16 protein-coding genes and 1 riboswitch are annotated in these 16,898 nt (G+C 51.0%); of the genes, 10 read left to right on the forward strand and 6 right to left on the reverse strand.

All coding sequences use genetic code 11. The annotated features are described in order from the left end of the window. Window positions 1-14: 14 nt before the first annotated feature. Window positions 15-842 carry a flagellar motor protein MotB gene (locus tag ACFVSO_RS23920; protein WP_387478524.1) on the reverse strand — a complete coding sequence of 276 codons (828 nt, stop codon included), beginning with the start codon at window positions 840-842 and terminating at the stop codon, window positions 15-17. Beyond that, window positions 820-1,626 (reverse strand): flagellar motor stator protein MotA, encoded by an 807-nt coding sequence (gene motA / locus ACFVSO_RS23925; protein WP_387478889.1) that lies wholly within the window; start codon window positions 1,624-1,626, stop codon window positions 820-822. Before motA ends, ACFVSO_RS23920 begins: the two co-directional genes overlap by 23 nt. Before the next feature lie 217 nt (window positions 1,627-1,843). On the opposite strand from motA, the gene ACFVSO_RS23930 reads away from it, so the two are divergent. After that, window positions 1,844-2,137, forward strand: coding sequence for a hypothetical protein (locus tag ACFVSO_RS23930; protein WP_387478527.1), 294 nt, complete (start codon window positions 1,844-1,846; stop codon window positions 2,135-2,137). Between the two features lie 237 nt (window positions 2,138-2,374). Here ACFVSO_RS23930 and ACFVSO_RS23935 read toward each other — a convergent pair whose 3' ends face one another. After that, window positions 2,375-2,863 carry a GNAT family N-acetyltransferase gene (locus ACFVSO_RS23935; RefSeq protein ID WP_387478529.1) on the reverse strand — a complete coding sequence of 163 codons (489 nt, stop codon included), beginning with the start codon at window positions 2,861-2,863 and terminating at the stop codon, window positions 2,375-2,377. A gap of 107 nt (window positions 2,864-2,970) precedes the next feature. Between ACFVSO_RS23935 and ACFVSO_RS23940 the strand changes: the two genes are divergently transcribed. Further along, window positions 2,971-4,218 (forward strand): MFS transporter, encoded by a 1,248-nt coding sequence (locus tag ACFVSO_RS23940; RefSeq protein WP_387478532.1) that lies wholly within the window; start codon window positions 2,971-2,973, stop codon window positions 4,216-4,218. Window positions 4,219-4,241: 23 nt separating this feature from the next. On the opposite strand, the gene ACFVSO_RS23945 is transcribed toward ACFVSO_RS23940, so the two are convergent. Beyond that, entirely contained in the window at window positions 4,242-4,730 is a 489-nt protein-coding gene (locus tag ACFVSO_RS23945) for a C40 family peptidase (protein WP_387478535.1), read from the reverse strand. Between the two features lie 5 nt (window positions 4,731-4,735). Next, window positions 4,736-4,886: riboswitch (cyclic di-AMP (ydaO/yuaA leader) on the reverse strand. A gap of 225 nt (window positions 4,887-5,111) precedes the next feature. Here ACFVSO_RS23945 and ACFVSO_RS23950 point away from each other — a divergent pair. The 5 genes from ACFVSO_RS23950 to hisC all read left to right on the forward strand — a co-directional run bounded on the left by ACFVSO_RS23950 (window position 5,112) and on the right by hisC (window position 9,564). After that, complete coding sequence (locus tag ACFVSO_RS23950) at window positions 5,112-6,785, forward strand: glutamine--tRNA ligase/YqeY domain fusion protein (protein ID WP_387478538.1); 1,674 nt, start codon at window positions 5,112-5,114, stop codon at window positions 6,783-6,785. Between the two features lie 81 nt (window positions 6,786-6,866). Then, the gene (gene mobA, locus ACFVSO_RS23955) at window positions 6,867-7,493 is read left to right on the forward strand and encodes a molybdenum cofactor guanylyltransferase (protein ID WP_387478541.1); all 627 of its coding nucleotides are present in this window, start codon (window positions 6,867-6,869) and stop codon (window positions 7,491-7,493) included. Then, the gene (locus ACFVSO_RS23960) at window positions 7,490-8,005 is read left to right on the forward strand and encodes a GNAT family N-acetyltransferase (protein WP_387478544.1); all 516 of its coding nucleotides are present in this window, start codon (window positions 7,490-7,492) and stop codon (window positions 8,003-8,005) included. Before mobA ends, ACFVSO_RS23960 begins: the two co-directional genes overlap by 4 nt. Window positions 8,006-8,029: 24 nt before the next feature. After that, window positions 8,030-8,494, forward strand: coding sequence for a VanZ family protein (locus ACFVSO_RS23965; RefSeq protein ID WP_387478547.1), 465 nt, complete (start codon window positions 8,030-8,032; stop codon window positions 8,492-8,494). Beyond that, window positions 8,491-9,564, forward strand: a complete 1,074-nt coding sequence (gene hisC / locus ACFVSO_RS23970) for a histidinol-phosphate transaminase (protein ID WP_387478550.1) — start codon at window positions 8,491-8,493, stop codon at window positions 9,562-9,564. Before ACFVSO_RS23965 ends, hisC begins: the two co-directional genes overlap by 4 nt. Before the next feature lie 77 nt (window positions 9,565-9,641). Here the strand turns inward: hisC and ACFVSO_RS23975 are convergent, their stop codons facing one another. Further along, on the reverse strand, window positions 9,642-12,722 hold the full coding sequence (locus ACFVSO_RS23975) for an FAD-dependent oxidoreductase (protein ID WP_387478553.1): 3,081 nt from the start codon (window positions 12,720-12,722) through the stop codon (window positions 9,642-9,644). A 189-nt stretch (window positions 12,723-12,911) separates the two neighbouring features. After that, window positions 12,912-13,121, reverse strand: a complete 210-nt coding sequence (locus ACFVSO_RS23980) for a hypothetical protein (RefSeq protein ID WP_387478556.1) — start codon at window positions 13,119-13,121, stop codon at window positions 12,912-12,914. Between the two features lie 240 nt (window positions 13,122-13,361). On the opposite strand from ACFVSO_RS23980, the gene ACFVSO_RS23985 reads away from it, so the two are divergent. The 3 genes from ACFVSO_RS23985 (at window position 13,362) to ACFVSO_RS23995 (ending at window position 16,809) form a co-directional block, all read left to right on the forward strand. Then, window positions 13,362-13,778 carry an RrF2 family transcriptional regulator gene (locus ACFVSO_RS23985; protein WP_387478559.1) on the forward strand — a complete coding sequence of 139 codons (417 nt, stop codon included), beginning with the start codon at window positions 13,362-13,364 and terminating at the stop codon, window positions 13,776-13,778. Between the two features lie 169 nt (window positions 13,779-13,947). Beyond that, entirely contained in the window at window positions 13,948-14,262 is a 315-nt protein-coding gene (trxA, locus tag ACFVSO_RS23990) for a thioredoxin (protein WP_119802096.1), read from the forward strand. A 171-nt stretch (window positions 14,263-14,433) separates the two neighbouring features. After that, window positions 14,434-16,809 carry an S-layer homology domain-containing protein gene (locus tag ACFVSO_RS23995; protein ID WP_387478562.1) on the forward strand — a complete coding sequence of 792 codons (2,376 nt, stop codon included), beginning with the start codon at window positions 14,434-14,436 and terminating at the stop codon, window positions 16,807-16,809. Window positions 16,810-16,898 lie beyond the last annotated feature (89 nt).

Genomic DNA, 16,898 nt, shown 5'->3' on the forward strand with positions numbered 1-16,898 from the left:
TGTGTCTGACTTCGCTATTCGACCTTCAACTGCTGCGGATTTGAAGCATTCACATAGGTGTGAATAATGGAAACTTCGACGCGGCGGTTTTTGGCTTTGTTTTCGGTCGATGTATTCTCCGCAACCGGATGGTACTCGCCATAACCGATGGCGCTGAATCGCTTCGGCTCCAGCTCTTTGTTCTCCAGCATAATATCCATGAAGCGAACGGCGCGCATGGAGCTTAGATCCCAGTTGGAACGGAATTCGGCACGGTTCACCGGCGTGTCGTCCGTATGGCCGGCCACAACGATATCATACTTCGGATACTGCTGAAGCATCGTTGCGATCGCTGTCGCCAGTTCCTTCGCTTCCGGCTTGACCGTTGCTTGACCTGGCGCGAACAGCGCGTTGTCGCTAATCGTAATCAGCAGCTGAGACATATTGAGCTTGGTCTCCAGATCGCTCATAAGGCCATTTTTATCGATATAGTCATCGATCTTCTTCTTCAGATCCTCAAGCTCTGCTTCCTCGTGCTTAATGAGCTCTTGAAGCTCTGCTTCGGAGAGCTTGCCTTCATCTTCTTTGTTCTGCTCGTTTTCCTTCTCGTCCGCGTCCTTATCGCTCTTGTCCGGATCGGTTCCTTGCTCGGTGACGGCAGGCATATCCAGAACGCCGCTTCCCGTGCTCAGCGCAATGCTGAAGGCCCGGGACATATCCTCGAACTTCTTCACGTCCACGGAGTTCATGGAATACAGAACGATGAACAAAGCGAGCAGAAGGGTCAGCAGGTCGGCGTAAGGAATCAGCCAGGATTCGTCTACATGCTCTTCATGTTCCTCATGCTTGCGCTTTTTGCTCAACGGCCCCTTCCTCCTTCTCTCTCAGCTTCTTCCGCTCTGTCGGTGTTAGGAAGACGGACAGCTTCTGGTTAATGGCGATTGTAGAGACGCCAGACTGGATGGACAATAAGCCCTCCAGCATCATGAGACGGATTTGAATCTCTTGCTTGGAAATTCGTTTTAGCTTATTGGCAATCGGATGCCACAGAACATAACCTGTAAAGATACCAAGCAGCGTCGCGATGAATGCGCCGGCAATGGCGTGAGCCAGCTTCTCCATCTCGCTCATGTCGGACAATGCAGCTACGAGACCTACTACGGCACCAAGTACACCGAGGGTAGGTGCGTATGTACCAGCTTGAGTGAAGATCAGGGCGCCTGCTTTATGGCGTTCTTCTGTTGCGGCAATATCCTCCAGCAGTACATCACGGACCAGATCCTGGTCGTTGCCGTCAATAATCATGCGCATACCGTTGCGCAGGAAGGAATCTTCGATTTCTTCGACACGGGCTTCAAGCGCCAGCAAGCCTTCACGGCGTGTAATGGAGGCCCATTCCATAAATTTGCTAATGAGCTCCTCTCGCGATGTCAGCTTCTGTTCGGAGAATACAATTTTGAACAGAGACCCAAGCTTCTTCAGCTCTTCCATCGGGAACGCAATCAAAACCGAGGCGACCGTACCGAGAATAATGATCATAAAGGCTGCGGGATTTAACAAAGATGTCAGACTTGCGCCCTTGATTACCATCCCGCCAAGCACAGCGATTAGACCTACCACGATACCAATAATAGTTGAGTTCTTCATCATACACCCCGTCCATGTTATCAATAGTTTATGGTATAAGCAGACATTAGCACGAAGCGTATGCCCGTCTCATATTCATTCGTTGTGCGAAAACGATATTGCTAGTAGAAATAGCTCAGCCGTTTACGCTTGTCTACTTCTATTTATATCGTCAAAAGGGTATTCTGAGATTATAGTAAACAAAAGTGTTCACTAAATTTAAGGAGCTGTTTGTCAAATGGGAGTTCGTCACGCGCGCGAATATGCAGATATATTGAAGGAATTGACAGTTGCTGTGGGTGAAATCGAAAATAGTTATTCGTTCTTCGAGATGGAGCCGGAGGAATGGGAGGCGCTGGCTGCGGAGGAACGTCAAGAGGTGTTAGAGGCCCTGGCCGACGATGTGTTTTTTGGCCTGGGTGAAGATCCCGTTATTGCCATCGGAGGCGGAGCGATTACGTATAATAGCAAACACCATGTTATTGAAGTGTCGCAAGGCGACAATGTGATTCAAATTATTAGGCTCATCTGATTCCAAGGTGAGATCACTACAAGGCCGGACACCTCCAGCTCAATGAGAGCAAATGGACGCCAGTGATTTGGATACGCATATGACACGGAGAAAAGCGCCTGTTTTCAGCCGATTACTGTACTGAATACGAGACGCATTCGTGGGGTATGAAGTCTTGGACGAAAGGTCGAGAGCGGCCCCTTCCGAAGTTTGGGGCCGTTCTTCGTATCCTGGATGAGGAGATCCGAATGAGCAGAGCTAGTCTTGCTCATCGGACAAACCGTCTGGATGGAATACCATGCAATGGCATTCAACTTCACCGCTTGGAGCGGGACGTAGATACGTATCTTCGATTCGGAAGCCGGCACGCTCGTATGCGCGGATAGCGCGTGTATTCCAACTCGCAACCTCCAGATCAATCTCGTGCTCCGGCCAGCGGCGGAGCGCTTCTCTGGCCAGAGTGTGGGCGAAGCGAGCGCCTAATCCTTTGCCAATTCGTTCAGGATGCAGTCCAAGGCCCAATCGGGTTACATGACCCATCGGGAAAAATTGCACGAAGCCGATAAGAGACTGCTGTTCGTCCATTACAACAGCATATTGGGAGGCACGGAGGACGGGATCGCCGAATTCGATTCCGTCCTTTTTCATGTTTTCCCATGCAGGCCAGTTGTAGCTGTCCCAAGGCGGCACATAGTGCCAATCGCATAGGGAGCGGGCGTGCTCCTCGGACATGGCTTGAATGGTCATTAACGACTGGTTTGGTTTATAATAGAAGGTGTTGTGGTTATCGTATATCATAAACTTGATTATAGCAGATGGCGTCGATCGGGCGTAAGGACAGGGAGTCGGTTAGAATGAAGAAGCTGCTGTGGATGGGCTGCCTCTCATATTTGGTTATTGGCATTGCGCATGTGGTCGGCGGAGCGTTGCTGGAGCAATTGATTGCCCATTACGGCATTACCTATAAAGACGGCGGGCAATGGATCATGAATCAATTCATCGGATTTCTGTTCGGTGTACTGCTGGCGCCGGCTCTGACCAGCCGGATCGGGAAGCGGGGGGCTGTTCTGATCGCCATGGCGCTGCTTACCTTAAGTGAGGCGGCATACAGCCTGCTGCTGCCATGGGGCTGGATGCTTGCCTTTGCCCCGATTGCCGGCATTGGCTTCGGGATGACGGAAGCGATTGTTGGGGCGACCATTATCGATCATATGAAGGGTAAGGCTTCGGCGATGAGCAGGCTGGAGACCTTCTTCGGCATTGGGGCGCTGCTCATTCCGATTACGGCGGCGTTCCTTATACAGCAGCATGTATGGCAGCTTTCCTTTCCGATTCTATCCGCGATGGCGGGCATTACCTTTGTGCTGTGGCTGACGATGTCGTTCGGCAGCTTGGATGACAGCTTAAGTCCGCCGCAGCGTTCTGTCCCTGGACAGGGGGAAGAGCGTCAGCAAGCGTCGGTATTAAAGAGGAATAAGAACCATGCTAGCTGGCTCGGATATGCGCCAAAGTCGATTCCTTTTCTCGCGCTGAGCGCGGCTTTTTTCATGATCTATGTAGGCATGGAGATGAGCTTTTCGAACTATTTGCCTTCGATTCTCATATCGCGGACAGGCATGTCCGATTCAACAGCTACGGCTGCGCTAAGCTTATTCTGGGGAACGATGGTGCTGGGAAGGCTGTTCGCGGGCATTATCGCGGACCGTATCGGCTATGCAAGCTATTTGTTCATCACGACTGCGGCTGCAGCTGTCGTATTTATCGGAATGATCGTCTTCCAGCAGCAAGGTCTGCTGCTTATCTTGATTGCCCTAAGCGGACTATGCTTCTCCGGTGTGTTCGGCATTGCGCTCGTGTATGCGAATGGCTTGCTGCCAGGCATGACGGAACGGACAACAAGCTTGCTGGTTGCACTTGGCGGAGTCGGAGGGGCTGTATTCCCTCGGGTGACAGGCTGGTTCATGGATCGCTATTCGACGGGAACGACGCTCTACTATCTCTCGGCTTTGGTGATTGCACTTATTGCCGTATTAATCGTGCTCATGATGGCAGGACGCAAGCAGTCGAATCGAATGAACGAAAAAGAGGTTGCCCCCTCCTAGGGGCAACCTCTTTATTCTAATCATTACTTCTCAGCAGCAACGATAAATTTCTCAAATTGCGACTCGTCCAGTACGCGTGCAGCCGTTACGTAGCGCGGCTTGTAGTAGGAAGAATCCAGCTTCTCGATAATTACGCCTTTGCTTGTGGAAGCGTGAGCGAAGTTACCGTCTCCAACGTAGATGCCTACATGGGAGATTCCGCCGTTGTTTTTACCGCTAGTGTCGAAGAACACCAGATCGCCTGGTTGAAGGTCGGTTTTTGCGACTTTCGTGCCGGCGCCTGCTTGATCGGACGATCTGCGCGGCAGATCGATGCCCATCTTGTTGAACACGTAGCTCGTAAATCCAGAGCAATCAAATCCTTTAGTTGTTGTTCCGCCGTAGGAATAACGTGTTCCGATCAATTCATCAATGATGCCGTCCATCTTGGATGCGCTGGCGAATGCGCTTCCAGCCTGGAAAGCGAGCATAAGAACAAGGCCCGCCAAGATGATGCTGACTTTCTTCTTCAACTTGGTGAAGCTCCTTCCGGTGCCGACGAGGTTAGCTGTGGGGTTCGGTTGAAGGTTCCCTATGATCTCTCAGGCGCCCGGCGTGCCGTGCGTCAAGATCAATTCACCCAAAGTGGTTCCCCCGTTTCCCGAGCGGGAATTAGGCAATTTTTGTTTAAACATCTTTAACCAATATAATAAATGGAAAGTGTAGATTCGTGTTGAAAATGAGTAGATTTTAATAATACAAATCGAGATATACACATTCGCTTATTGGGCATAGACAAATATATAGAGATAAACATCATTTCAGCCAAGCTATGACACCTAAACTTGAGTGTATTTTCAATGGAATTTGTGTATTATAAATAGAAAACTATTTAACGGGAAAGGTTGGTCGCGATGGAGAGCGCTGTGGATAATAAGACATCATCCTCGAACTTTATTAAAAATATCGTTGTAGAAGATTTGAAGAGCGGCCGCGTGCAGGAAGTCATTACTCGCTTCCCGCCTGAGCCGAACGGTTATTTGCATATCGGGCACGCCAAGTCGATCTGCCTGAATTTCGAGCTCGCCGACGAGTTCAAGGGCAAGACGAATCTGCGGTTCGACGACACGAATCCGGCGAAGGAAGACACGGAATATGTAGATGCAATTAAGGAAGATGTGCAATGGCTCGGATTCGAGTGGGATGAGCTGAGATTTGCTTCGGATTATTTCGAAGAATTGTATAATCGCGCCGTCCTTCTAATTAAAAAAGGAAAAGCGTACGTATGCGATCTGACAGCCGAACAAACTCGCGAGCTGAGAGGAACGCTGACGGAGCCTGGCAAGGACAGCCCGTACCGCAATCGCAGTGTCGAGGAGAACCTGGATTTGTTCGCGCGCATGCGCGCTGGCGAATTCAAGGAAGGCGAGCGCGTGCTGCGTGCGAAGATTGATATGGCGTCTGCGAATATTACGATGCGCGACCCTGTCCTGTACCGGATCTCCCATGCCCACCATCATCGCACGGGCAGCGAGTGGCATATTTATCCGATGTACGATTACGCGCATCCGCTGAGCGATGCAATTGAAGGTGTCTCGCATTCGATTTGTACGCTTGAATTCGAAGATCACCGGCCGCTATACGATTGGGCAATCGCGGAATGCGAGATGGAGTCGCAGCCGCGCCAATATGAGTTTGCCCGTCTGAATATAACGAATACCGTGATGAGCAAGCGTTATTTGAAGCAGCTCGTAGACGAAGGCGTCGTAGAGGGCTGGGATGATCCGCGCATGCCTACGATCAGCGGCATGCGCCGCAAAGGCTTTACGGCAGAAGCGATCCGTACGTTCTGCCGCGAGATCGGCATTGCGAAGAGCAACAGCGTTGTAGATGAGCGGAACCTGGAGCATTTTATCCGGGAGGATCTGAAGCTGAAGGCGCTTCGTACGATGGCGGTACTACGTCCGCTTAAGGTGGTCATTACGAATTATCCGGAGGGCCAGACGGAACTTCTGGATGCGGAGAATAATGCGGAGAACGAGGAGATGGGCGTTCGCCAAATCCCGTTCTCGCGTGAAATTTATATCGAGCGCGACGACTTTATGGAGAACCCGCCCAGCAAGTACTTCCGTTTGTTCCCTGGCAACGAAGTGCGCCTGAAGCATGCATACTTCATTACTTGCCAAGACGTAATCAAGGACGGGAACGGCGAGGTCGTGGAGCTGCATTGCACGTATGATCCGGAAACAAAGAGCGGCAGCGGCTTTAATGCACGCAAGGTGAAGGGGACGATTCACTGGGTGGAAGCTTCGCAAGCGATTCCTGCCGACTTCCGCTTGTTCGAACCGCTTATCCTGGACGAGTCCAATGAAGTGGATACCTCATTCCTGGAGCGGATTAATCCGAACTCCCTGCAAGTGGAGCAAGGCTTTGTAGAACCGAACATGAACGAGGCGAAGGGCGGCGACAAATTCCAGTTTTTCCGTCATGGCTACTTCAATGTCGATCCGAAGGATTCCACATCCCAGAAGTTGATTTTCAACCGTATCGTTTCATTGAAAAGCTCATTTGATCCTGCCAAGGCTTAGAGGAATTCGCTTCGGTTAGGCGGGCAGCCTGTCAAGCATTCCGCTTGGCAGGCTGTTGTTCGTTAAGAGGGGGTTCGAGAGATGCCAGATAAGCTCCGCAACAGTATCGTGCTGGCAGGCGGTCGAAGCAGCCGGATGGGGCAGGACAAGGCACTTCTAATCATAGAAGGAGAACCTCTGCTTAGGCGTTTGGTCCGCCAATTGTCGGAGATATCGGAACGCGTGATGATAGCATCTGGCTCCGAAGCACAGATGGATAGATATCGCGCTGTCCTACAGGACTTGCCGTTCGCGACGGATATTCAGTTCGCAGTAGATCGTTATCCCGGGGAGGGCCCTTTGGCAGGATTGCACGCAGGAATTTGCGAGATTCGGGAAGAAGGTTATGTCTTGGTGACGGCCTGTGATATGCCCGATATCTCCCCTTCCTTGCTCCAGAGGCTGCTTGATGGCAGAACGGGCGGTCCTGACGTGATCTATGCGCAGGGGCAACCGTTCCATGCCCTCTATCACACCAGCGTGACTGCTGTGTTGGAAGAAGCCCTGCAGCAGAGGAGCCTGCGGGTTATGGATTTCATTGGCAGGTTGAATAGTAGCGTTCTTCCGCCAGAGAGCGATTCAGCTAAGATTGCGACGGGGCTTTCCAATTTAAATACGCAAGAGGATTACCAAAATTATTTGAATAGAATGCGGAGAGATGGATCATGAGCACACCTACTTATGACATTCGCGATGCCAGGCTAGATGACTTGGAGCGGATTGTGGACATCTATAATTCAACGATAGCAAGCCGTACGGTAACGGCGGATCTGGAACCTGTAACATCCGAGAGCCGCCGGGCATGGTTCGATGCGCATTCGCCGGAGAAGCATCCGATCTGGGTCGTGCGGATGGAGGATGGGACTATTGGCGCGTGGATGAGCTTCCAATCCTTCTATGGCCGTCCTGCTTATCAGGCTACCGCGGAGATTAGCATCTATATCGCGGAGGAACAGCGTGCCAAGGGGCTGGGCTCCTTTCTCTTGGAGCAAGCGCTCGCGGAGTGCCCGAGACTTGGTCTAACCACGCTGCTCGGATTTGTCTTCGGCCATAATGAGCCAAGTTTGCGGTTGCTTCGCAAATACGGATTCCTGCAATATGGGCTCCTGCCTCGGGTGGCGACACTTGACGACGTTGAACGGGATCTCGTCATTATGGGACGACGAATAGACGCTGTGTAACGACCCGGGTGGCGAACGGAAGGGGTGATCGACGTAAAGCTCTATCAAAAGGCTTTCAGCAAGCATACCGGCTTTAATGTGGCGGTGACGCTACTTGCTGTCATCTACGCATTGATCATGCTGAACTTGTTGTTTTTACGTGACCGGTCCATGATGGACGGCTATGCGTACAATTTCGTACCGTTCGATACGATTCAACGTTATGTGGTGCATCGCGATCATTTTAATTTCGATACTTGGTTCAAAAACCTGTTCGGCAATCTGGTATTATTTATTCCGATCGGCATGTTCCTTCCGCTGTTGAATACGCGCTTTCGGAGCAGTCTGATGCTGATTGCGGCTACCGTCATCATTATTGGCTTCATGGAGACGGCCCAGATGCTGCTTCGGGTAGGCAGCTTTGATATTGATGATATTATATTGAACACGGCCGGAGCCTGGATGGGGTTACTGCTGACCCGGCCATTCATGAGGAGAGAGAAGCGATGAGTAAATATTGGAGTCCGCTGGCAGGATCGCTAGAGCCCTATGTGCCGGGCGAGCAACCGAAGGACAAGTCGTATATCAAGTTGAATACAAATGAGAATCCATACCCGCCTTCACCCAAGGCGATCGAAGCGATCAGATCTGCTGCGGACAGCGATCTCAGGCTGTACCCTGATCCCACTTGCGATATTCTGGTGAAGGAAGCGGCCCGTTATTACGGACTGACAGAGAAGCAAGTGTTTGTGGGCAACGGCTCCGATGAAGTGCTGGCATTCGCGTTTGCCGCATTCTTCGATCCGGCGAAACCGGTCTTATTCCCTGACATTACATACAGCTTCTACAAGGTTTATGCCAAAATGTACGGCTTGCAGCCTAAGCTTATTCCAGTAGATGAAGACTTCTCAATTCCGCTGGAGCAATTCGCGGGCAATGAGGAGCATACCGGCATTATTCTGCCGAATCCGAATGCGCCTACAGCCAAGCTGCTGCCGCTGTCCGACCTGGCATCGCTATTGGAGCGCAATCCCGATCGCGTCGTCATTATCGACGAGGCTTATATTGACTTTGGCGGGGAGTCCGCAGTGAAGCTGATCCCGCTTTATCCGAACCTGCTCGTCATCCAGACGCTGTCCAAGTCCAGGTCGCTTGCGGGCTTGCGCGTAGGCATGGCCTTTGGCTCCGAGGAACTAATTGAAGGCTTGGACCGAATCAAAAATTCATTCAACTCCTATACGCTGGACCGACTGGCCCTCTATGGAGCAGTTGCCTCCCTTCAAGATGAGGCGTACTTCCGCGAGACGACCGACAAGGTCATTCAGACGCGTGAGCGAGTGGCAGGGGAGGTTGCCCGCTTAGGGTTCAAGCTGACCGATTCCAAAGCGAATTTCCTCTTTATCTCGCACCCGGCTATTGCGGCTAAGGAGCTGTTCCTGCGACTTCGCGAGAAGGGCGTATTGGTTCGTTATTTTGCCTCCCCGCGTATTGACCAGTATCTTCGTGTGAGTATTGGAACCGACGAGGAAATGGATGCTTTCTTGACGGCGTTGGAGGAAAGTGTCAGAGAGCTGTCCTAATCGCTGTCTAACTTGAAAAGGGTGCCGCTACAGCCAGACAACTGGCTAAGCGGCACCCTTTCTTTCATAGGCTTGCGTTATTCGTATACAACACCTGCATAATATTCAATGACATCGCGAAGCACGATGAAAAATTCCCCGTTCGTCATCGCAGTCTGATCCGTAATCTGATTGATCGTCTCCTGCTTCAGCCAGCCGTTATTTAAGAACTCGTCCAGCGTTAGCGTTTTGGCTTGTTCGTTATCCATCGCATTGGCAATAGTTTTGACCGCTTGGTCGAGAGACAGCTTCTGCTCGGCCGGCGTATCCACTCCGGCAATGGCTACAGAAGGATCACCATGGAAATAGTCTGAATGCTGCTTCTTCACGCGGTTCATGCTGTAGACAATGCGCTGCATATTGGACTTGCCATCGAGATCATACGCCATATTATCGTGATTGCCGCTAGTCATAAGCATGCTGACAGCTGCCACAAGACCCTTGTACGCTTTATGGTTCATATAATAAGGCGTCTCGAAAGCATTCATCGTCAGCTCCATGCCTTGCTTGGTCAATCTGTCGCGCAGCTCCGCAATCAGCTCACTCGACTTCGACAGCTCGCGGAAGGTTATATTGTTCTCTGACGCCATCTTGGCCGCCAGTCCCGCTGCTTCTGCGGTTGCCATTCCGAGCGGAATGACGCGCGCGCTGCCATGCGGCAGCGAGTCGAAGCTGGCTGCGCGTCCTACCACAAGCAGGCCGTCTACCTTCTGCGGCACTAAGGTACGGAACGGGACACCATATTGAAGCGGTGAATAAAGAACAAAGCCGGTATCTGCATTACTGGTCGCTTGAATATCGACATCATAAGAGCCATAGGCTACGGCATCCCAATGATCGCGATTCGCCATCAGGTCTGCCATGGTCAGGCGGTATTCCCCTTGAATATGTCTCGTCTCGCGCACGTACAGCTCATCGAATGTATAGGCGAGCTCCAAATTCTTGAACTCCGGGTATGTATCCTTCAAATATTGAGCGATACGCGGTGCCTCGGTGCGTCCAAGCTCCATCGCAGATTGCAGGCTTTGCGGATCGAGAGGGTCAATTCCGAACAGATGCATGGCATTAATCAGCATCGTATCATCGTTCTGCCGTCCGACATTCAGGCCGCGAAGCTTGACCCGTTCAGGGTCGCTGGAAACATAATTGGCGGCATCGTGGAAGCCCCATGCACTCATCGAATCAATACCGGTGTTCGGAATTTTGCCGAATGAGTCCCATATCTCTTGCGTAACGCCCTTCAAGGCAAAAACAAGCGTAACCGCCATCTGGGCTTCCGGATCACCGATATCTGAGCGTCCTTGCGTGAACGGAGCTCCGGCTGCGGCTGCAAGATCGCCATCCTGCGTGGCATCGATGACAGATGGGGCGGAAACATCAAGGCTTGTCCCGTCTTCTTTCACAATGCGAAGGCCCTTAACGACTCCATTGCCGTCTGTCCCGGGTTCCACAATAGGCTCCATAGATTGCGTCTTCATCAGCAGATCAATATTGTCTTCAGCCTTGACCATACTATAGAAAGCATTGGCAGCGGTATTCACATCGAATGAAGTACCTTCGACTTTGTTGTACCATTCCTGAAAGATGCTTTTGTTCAGGAAGTTGTGCTTGCCCGGAACGGAAGACTTCTTCGGCGAGTAGTTCAGATCGAGCGTATTCAGCCCGCCGACCGTCATGAGACCGCCTAGAATTTCCCGGTTCTTGCCATCGACGAGAAGAACGCTGAGGCCATTCCGTGCAGCGGATATAGCCGCGGCGATGCCTTCGGGATCCGTCCCGGCCACAATGACATCGTAACTGTCTTGAATCTCTTCAATATATTGAACTTGGGTAAGCTCCTGTCTCTTGTTGGTGTTGACCGTATCATTGGAGCGCAGCCAAGCATAGCCAGCTGCAGCAGCTACGCCAAGGACAAGCACGAGAGATGTGGCAGCAATGATTGTTTTCTTCTTGGAAGCAGCCGGTGCTTCATCTGGAAGCTGCAGCCCTTTGCGCGGCACATTGCCGAACAGCACCCACGAAAACGGCACAAAGCGCGAAACTATCGCAACGGTGAACCACGAAGCTACCAGCATAACGACCCAGCTGCCGAAGTAGCTGAGATGCTCCATCCATGCCGAGCCGAAGCTTGGCATATAACGATCGTACAGCATCAGGAACAGAAGATGGATCAAATAAATACCGAACGACAGCTGTCCCATTCTGTACAGGACCTTCGAGATCCATCTTGGCATATGCCGGAAGATGAAGAACGACAGGCTAATGACGACCAGCGCGGCGAAGAAGGAATGGAAATTCCATAAGAACTCGTAGAGCATCCCGTGATAACGGGTGCCGTAAGCGCGCGCGTTAAAATAGACGTGTACATGGTACAGCGAAACGCCGAGCCAAGCGCCTATAAGCACCACCCAGAAAAGCACCCGGCTGATCGACACATTTTCTTTCGTCATCGCAAGCCAGCGCTTGATTTTCGGGTAGAAGACGCCCATAAAGGCTCCTGCGAAGAAAAACGAGAAATACGATGGCGCGAGGCTGCCTTTGTTGTCCAGCTGCCAGTCGTAGAAATTGAAATAGACGAAAATCCATTGCAGGATGAAGCCTGCCGGCACAAAGCCGTATACGATACGCGGCCAGCGCTTGGCTGCCCATAAGATCAATGGGAACAGCAGATAGAACTGAATGCTGATATAGACAAAATATAAATGAGAATATACTTTGCCGTTCACAAGCTTATCGAGAAATTCTTGCAATGCCTCGAGATTCCATAGCGGAAGATTATTGGCCCATTTAATATAGATAAAATAAATAACCGAAAAAATAATATAAGGGACGATGATGTAGAGCAGCCGCTTCTTATAGAAGCTTGCGATGAGCTTGCTGTCCAGCGGCCGGTTGTAATAGCTGTAGAACAGGACAAAGCTGCTTAGCAAAATAAAGGTCGGTGTACCGTATTTCATGAAGATATTAATGAAATTATAGAAGAAGAAATAGGCCGATTCCTTCATGTAGACGGTGGCTGCTGCACTTGCATGCACAGACAGCACGCCGATAATCGCAATGGCTCTTACCAGTTGCAATTCGGGGATATGCTCTTTTTTCAAGTTCGGTTGATTGGTCATGATCCTACCTTTCCTCTTACCGGTATTGGGGGCCAAATCGTTTAAATGGTATCACTATCCTATAGGAATATGCAAGATGACGAGGTAGCAAAAATAGGAACGTCATCGAAAGCTAGAGCGTTACATCTTTACAATAAAATAACGGCGGACGCCATCAAGGGCGCCGCCGCCTTGCAACTTACTTATCTGTTATTGTTCCTTATCGAAAGTCTCAATCAGCTCCCTTGCCCGTTCGATCTCTTTCTTCGGTACATGAATCCGTTTCAGCGTATTTCCTTCAAAGGTAATTTTGGACTTGATGCCATGGCTCTTGAACAACGCCTGAAGCCGATCGATCACATCGGCCCTAGAGCCGGTTTCCGTGCGCACCGCTACCCAGCGATTGCCGAACAAACCCACCGTTTTCACCTCCTATTCCGCGCGTATCCCGCACTTGATTGGAGACTCCCTTCATATATATTCGGGGTCATGATTCGCTCATGACTGCGATGGGTAAAATTATAAGAGGCTTGCGATCGTGTACGGTGCATAAGCGGACTCCGTCTTTCGCAACCTAATCAGGGAACGGGCCGTATTGCGCTTGACAACATCAACTGTAACGGATATTATTACAGTATAAAGCAGGGAGGCCCGCTTACCGTGAACAGTGAATTTACAATTGCCGTACACAGTCTCGTCTACTTGGCTTATTTGCCGGAGAAGATGGCAAGCAGCGACATGATCTCCGATAACGTGCGTACGCATTCCGCCCGTGTCCGCAAGGTGATGAGCGCATTGCGCAAAGGCGGCTTTGTCGAAACCCGGGAAGGCTCGGGAGGCGGCTATCGTCTAACGCTTGATCCGGATTCTGTTACGCTGGCAGATATCTATCGTGTCATGGCGCAAGGCTCGCTTATACCGAGCTGGTGCTCCGGCAATCCAGAGATGGATTGCGTCGTGGGCTCTAATATGAACCAGGTCATGTTCGGTATCTTTTGTCAGGCAGAGAGACAACTTGAGGATCACTTCAGAGGCATTACGATCAGCGATGTCCTGAAGCAAATCCATGCCTGCTAACAGAGGTTGTTCAAAATTCGTCTATTGATCACGAAGCATGTCCAAGATGCCCATTCGACATCGAATCTTGCGTTCACCTTCTCGGTGCTGAACACGAACACACAGCTTATCTTTGGTGAGACGGGACTTCCCTTTATCATAAATCATGTCTTAGAGAGGATGATTGACAATGGCAGCAGTAGCATTGACAAAAGATAACTTTACACAAAGCGTAGAGAGCGGCGTATCCTTGGTAGACTTCTGGGCTCCTTGGTGCGGACCTTGCAAAATGCAGCTTCCTATCGTAGAAGAGCTTGCTGGCGAACTTTCCGGCCAAGCGACAATCGCAAAAATCAACGTGGATGAAGAGCCTGAACTTGCTTCCCAATTCGGCGTCATGAGCATTCCGACGCTGATTCTGTTCAAAGACGGCCAGCCTGTAGACAAAATGGTCGGTCTGCAAAGCAAAGACGCCCTGAAAAACAAAATCTCCAACCAATTGTAAGAATAACGTCCTCCTTTCTTGGAGGACTGAAACGCTACCGTACTTGCAGCGCATAGCTGCTTGCGACGGTGGCGTTTTTTATTTTCCATTTTCTCATTCATTCTGCAACCGATTGACAATCCGCTTCGTTATAAATATGAATAAATTTACAATTGGTCAGGAGGAACGAAGTTGAGCGTACGAATCAGGAAAGCGGTGGCGTTAAGTCTCGCGGCTGCGATGCTGGCAAGCCTTTGCAGCGTGCCCGTGGCATCCGCCGATAATACGGCTGCCAAAGCGGCGACTGAAAATGTGGCTTCCGGCAATACAGCTTCGAACGATGCAGACAACAAGGATCGTGCATCCGCAAAGGGTTCCATAGATAAGGCTCAGGCAGAAAAGCTCCTTAGGCAATACATAAACATTCCAAGCGACTACAAGCTTCAGAGCGCGAGCAGTTCATCTATAAAGAAGCAAAAAGGTTCAATCCCCGTATGGGGCATGGAATTTGTAAAGACAGTGAGCGGCAAACGTCTGGGATCGATCTATGCCTCGCTTCATGCCGACAGCGGCCAGCTGCTTAGCTTTGAATCGTATACGGATCAGACGAATGCAAAGCCTGTTTATCCGCTTAAAGTGAATCGCGAGGCGGCCCAAAAGCTGGCTGCGGATTTCATTAGCGAGATCGCCGCGGACTATGTGTCCCAAGTGAAATTTAATTCGGATGCCGGGGTCCAAATCTTGCCTCCTCTGTCGGGAGAGGTGCGTCATGAGCTTCGTTATGACCGGATTGTGAATGGGATATCTTATATCGACAATTACATACAGCTATCGATCGACAGCGAGGGCCATGTTCTTCAGTTCAGATTGGAGTGGGATGATACAATTGTTTTCCCTGCTTCGGTCAAGCCGATCTCTCAAGAAGCAGCAACCGCCAGCATCCGTAAGCATGCTGAGCCGGAGCTGGCTTACTTCATTCCCTATTCGGGACAGAAGAAAGAACCTGTCTTATATTATGGTGTGCAGCCAGTCGTCATTCAGGCGGAGACAGGCGAGCCGCTGCCTGGAAACGGGTATTCGGCGTACATTCGCCAAGAGGTGTCGAAGGAGCCATTGTCGGCAGAGCCGCTTGCCAAGCCTCCTGTGCCGGTCACTCTCACCCAAGAAGAGGCGGCAGCCGCCGTGGAGAAAGCATTTGCGTTGCCGCAGGAATACAAGCTGCAGAACGCCAGCTTCAATGAATATGTCGATGAGGCAGACAAGTCGAGCACTAGATGGAGTTTGGAGTGGAGCGCGAAGAAAGACGGTAAGGATACCGGCTTCGCCCATGCCAGCGTTGACGGCCATACAGGAACAATCTCGGAATATTATAGCTATCAAAACGGAAAAGGCGGCCAAGCAGCGGAAGGCGGCATCACGCTTGATAAAGCGGTCGAGCGCGCAATCGATGTCGTGAAGAAGCTGCTGCCGTGGAAGACACATGAGATTTATCTCCAGAAGCCTTCGGAGGATCGCTATAAGGATCGTACTCCGGAGGAAATCGGCGCCTATTATATGACATTTGTCCGCAAGGTTCATGGCGCTACAGTGACGTATGATCATATCTCGGTCGCCATTAATGCGGTAACGGGTGCGGTGGAGAATTATAGCGCGTATCTGTCTGATTTTGCGTACCCGGGGCAAGCTCCCAAGACGATCGATAGAAGCACGGTTTTGGATCGGTTCGAGCAGTATTACAACATTGGGCTGACCTACCGGCTGTTCTCCGAATACCGCTTGAACGGCGAGCCGATTCCCGTCGAGAAATACCAGACCTTGCTTGCGGCCGGTCTGGACGACTCCGAAGAGATTACACAGCAATCAAAAGTAGAGCTTGTCTATCAGCAGATGCCCAAGCCTCGTCCTGAAAACGTTGTGCTGGATGCGTTGACCGGAGAGTGGCGCAGCAACGAGACCGGCGAGCCGACTCAATTGGAAATCCCAAAGCCAACGGATGCGGAGGGGCATTGGGCGGAAGAGTCTCTGGGTCTCATGGTTGCCTATAAGGCTTTAGACCTAGTTGACGGCAAAGTGCGACCGAACGAGACGATCACCCGCGGCGAACTGATTAAGATGCTGGTATTGGCCAGAAGCGGCGGCCGACAGTTTGCCTACGATACGGCTTCAATCGCTGGTTTGAGCAAGGCATCCTTTAATGATGTGGCAGCTGGTTCTGCTTACTTCGCCTACGTAGAGAGCGCCCTGCAGCAGAACCTGATTGATATCGGAGACGGCTCGTTCAATCCCGCCGCCAAGGTCTCCCGTGACGAGATGGCAGAGCTGATCGTCAGGGCGCTGGGCTATAATTCGCTGGCCAACTATGACCATATCTTCAAAGCAAACTTCAAAGACAGCAAAGATATAGCAAATACGGGGCAAGCAGCGATTGTTGTCGGTCTCCGTATCATGAATTTAGCAGACGGAAAGTTCCTGCCGAAGAAGCAGGTGACAAGGGCTGAGGCCTCAATTGCGTTCTTCCGTTACTTGCAAAAACGGGCAGAATTGCAGGAAGCGCCGCTTCGGATGTAAGCAGAATACAGGCGGGAGAGAAGGCGATTCGCAAGAAGCGGATCGCCTCTTTTTATGCGACATAAATTTTCCCCCTATTTTAGAGAAAT

Source organism: Paenibacillus sp. NPDC057967 (assembly GCF_042887015.1).
In the GTDB taxonomy this organism is placed as follows: Bacteria; Bacillota; Bacilli; order Paenibacillales; family Paenibacillaceae; genus Pristimantibacillus.

Excerpts from the sequence above, each read along its gene's own strand:
- motA (WP_387478889.1), bottom strand. The coding sequence starts at position 1,626 with ATGAAGAACTCAACTATTATTGGTATCGTGGTAGGTCTAATCGCTGTG.
- ACFVSO_RS23940 (WP_387478532.1), top strand. The coding sequence starts at position 2,971 with ATGAAGAAGCTGCTGTGGATGGGCTGCCTCTCATATTTGGTTATTGGC.
- ACFVSO_RS23975 (WP_387478553.1), bottom strand. The coding sequence starts at position 12,722 with ATGACCAATCAACCGAACTTGAAAAAAGAGCATATCCCCGAATTGCAA.
- ACFVSO_RS23960 (WP_387478544.1), top strand. The coding sequence starts at position 7,490 with ATGAGCACACCTACTTATGACATTCGCGATGCCAGGCTAGATGACTTG.
- hisC (WP_387478550.1), top strand. The coding sequence starts at position 8,491 with ATGAGTAAATATTGGAGTCCGCTGGCAGGATCGCTAGAGCCCTATGTG.
- ACFVSO_RS23950 (WP_387478538.1), top strand. The coding sequence starts at position 5,112 with ATGGAGAGCGCTGTGGATAATAAGACATCATCCTCGAACTTTATTAAA.
- trxA (WP_119802096.1), top strand. The coding sequence starts at position 13,948 with ATGGCAGCAGTAGCATTGACAAAAGATAACTTTACACAAAGCGTAGAG.
- ACFVSO_RS23930 (WP_387478527.1), top strand. The coding sequence starts at position 1,844 with ATGGGAGTTCGTCACGCGCGCGAATATGCAGATATATTGAAGGAATTG.
- ACFVSO_RS23935 (WP_387478529.1), bottom strand. The coding sequence starts at position 2,863 with ATGACCATTCAAGCCATGTCCGAGGAGCACGCCCGCTCCCTATGCGAT.
- mobA (WP_387478541.1), top strand. The coding sequence starts at position 6,867 with ATGCCAGATAAGCTCCGCAACAGTATCGTGCTGGCAGGCGGTCGAAGC.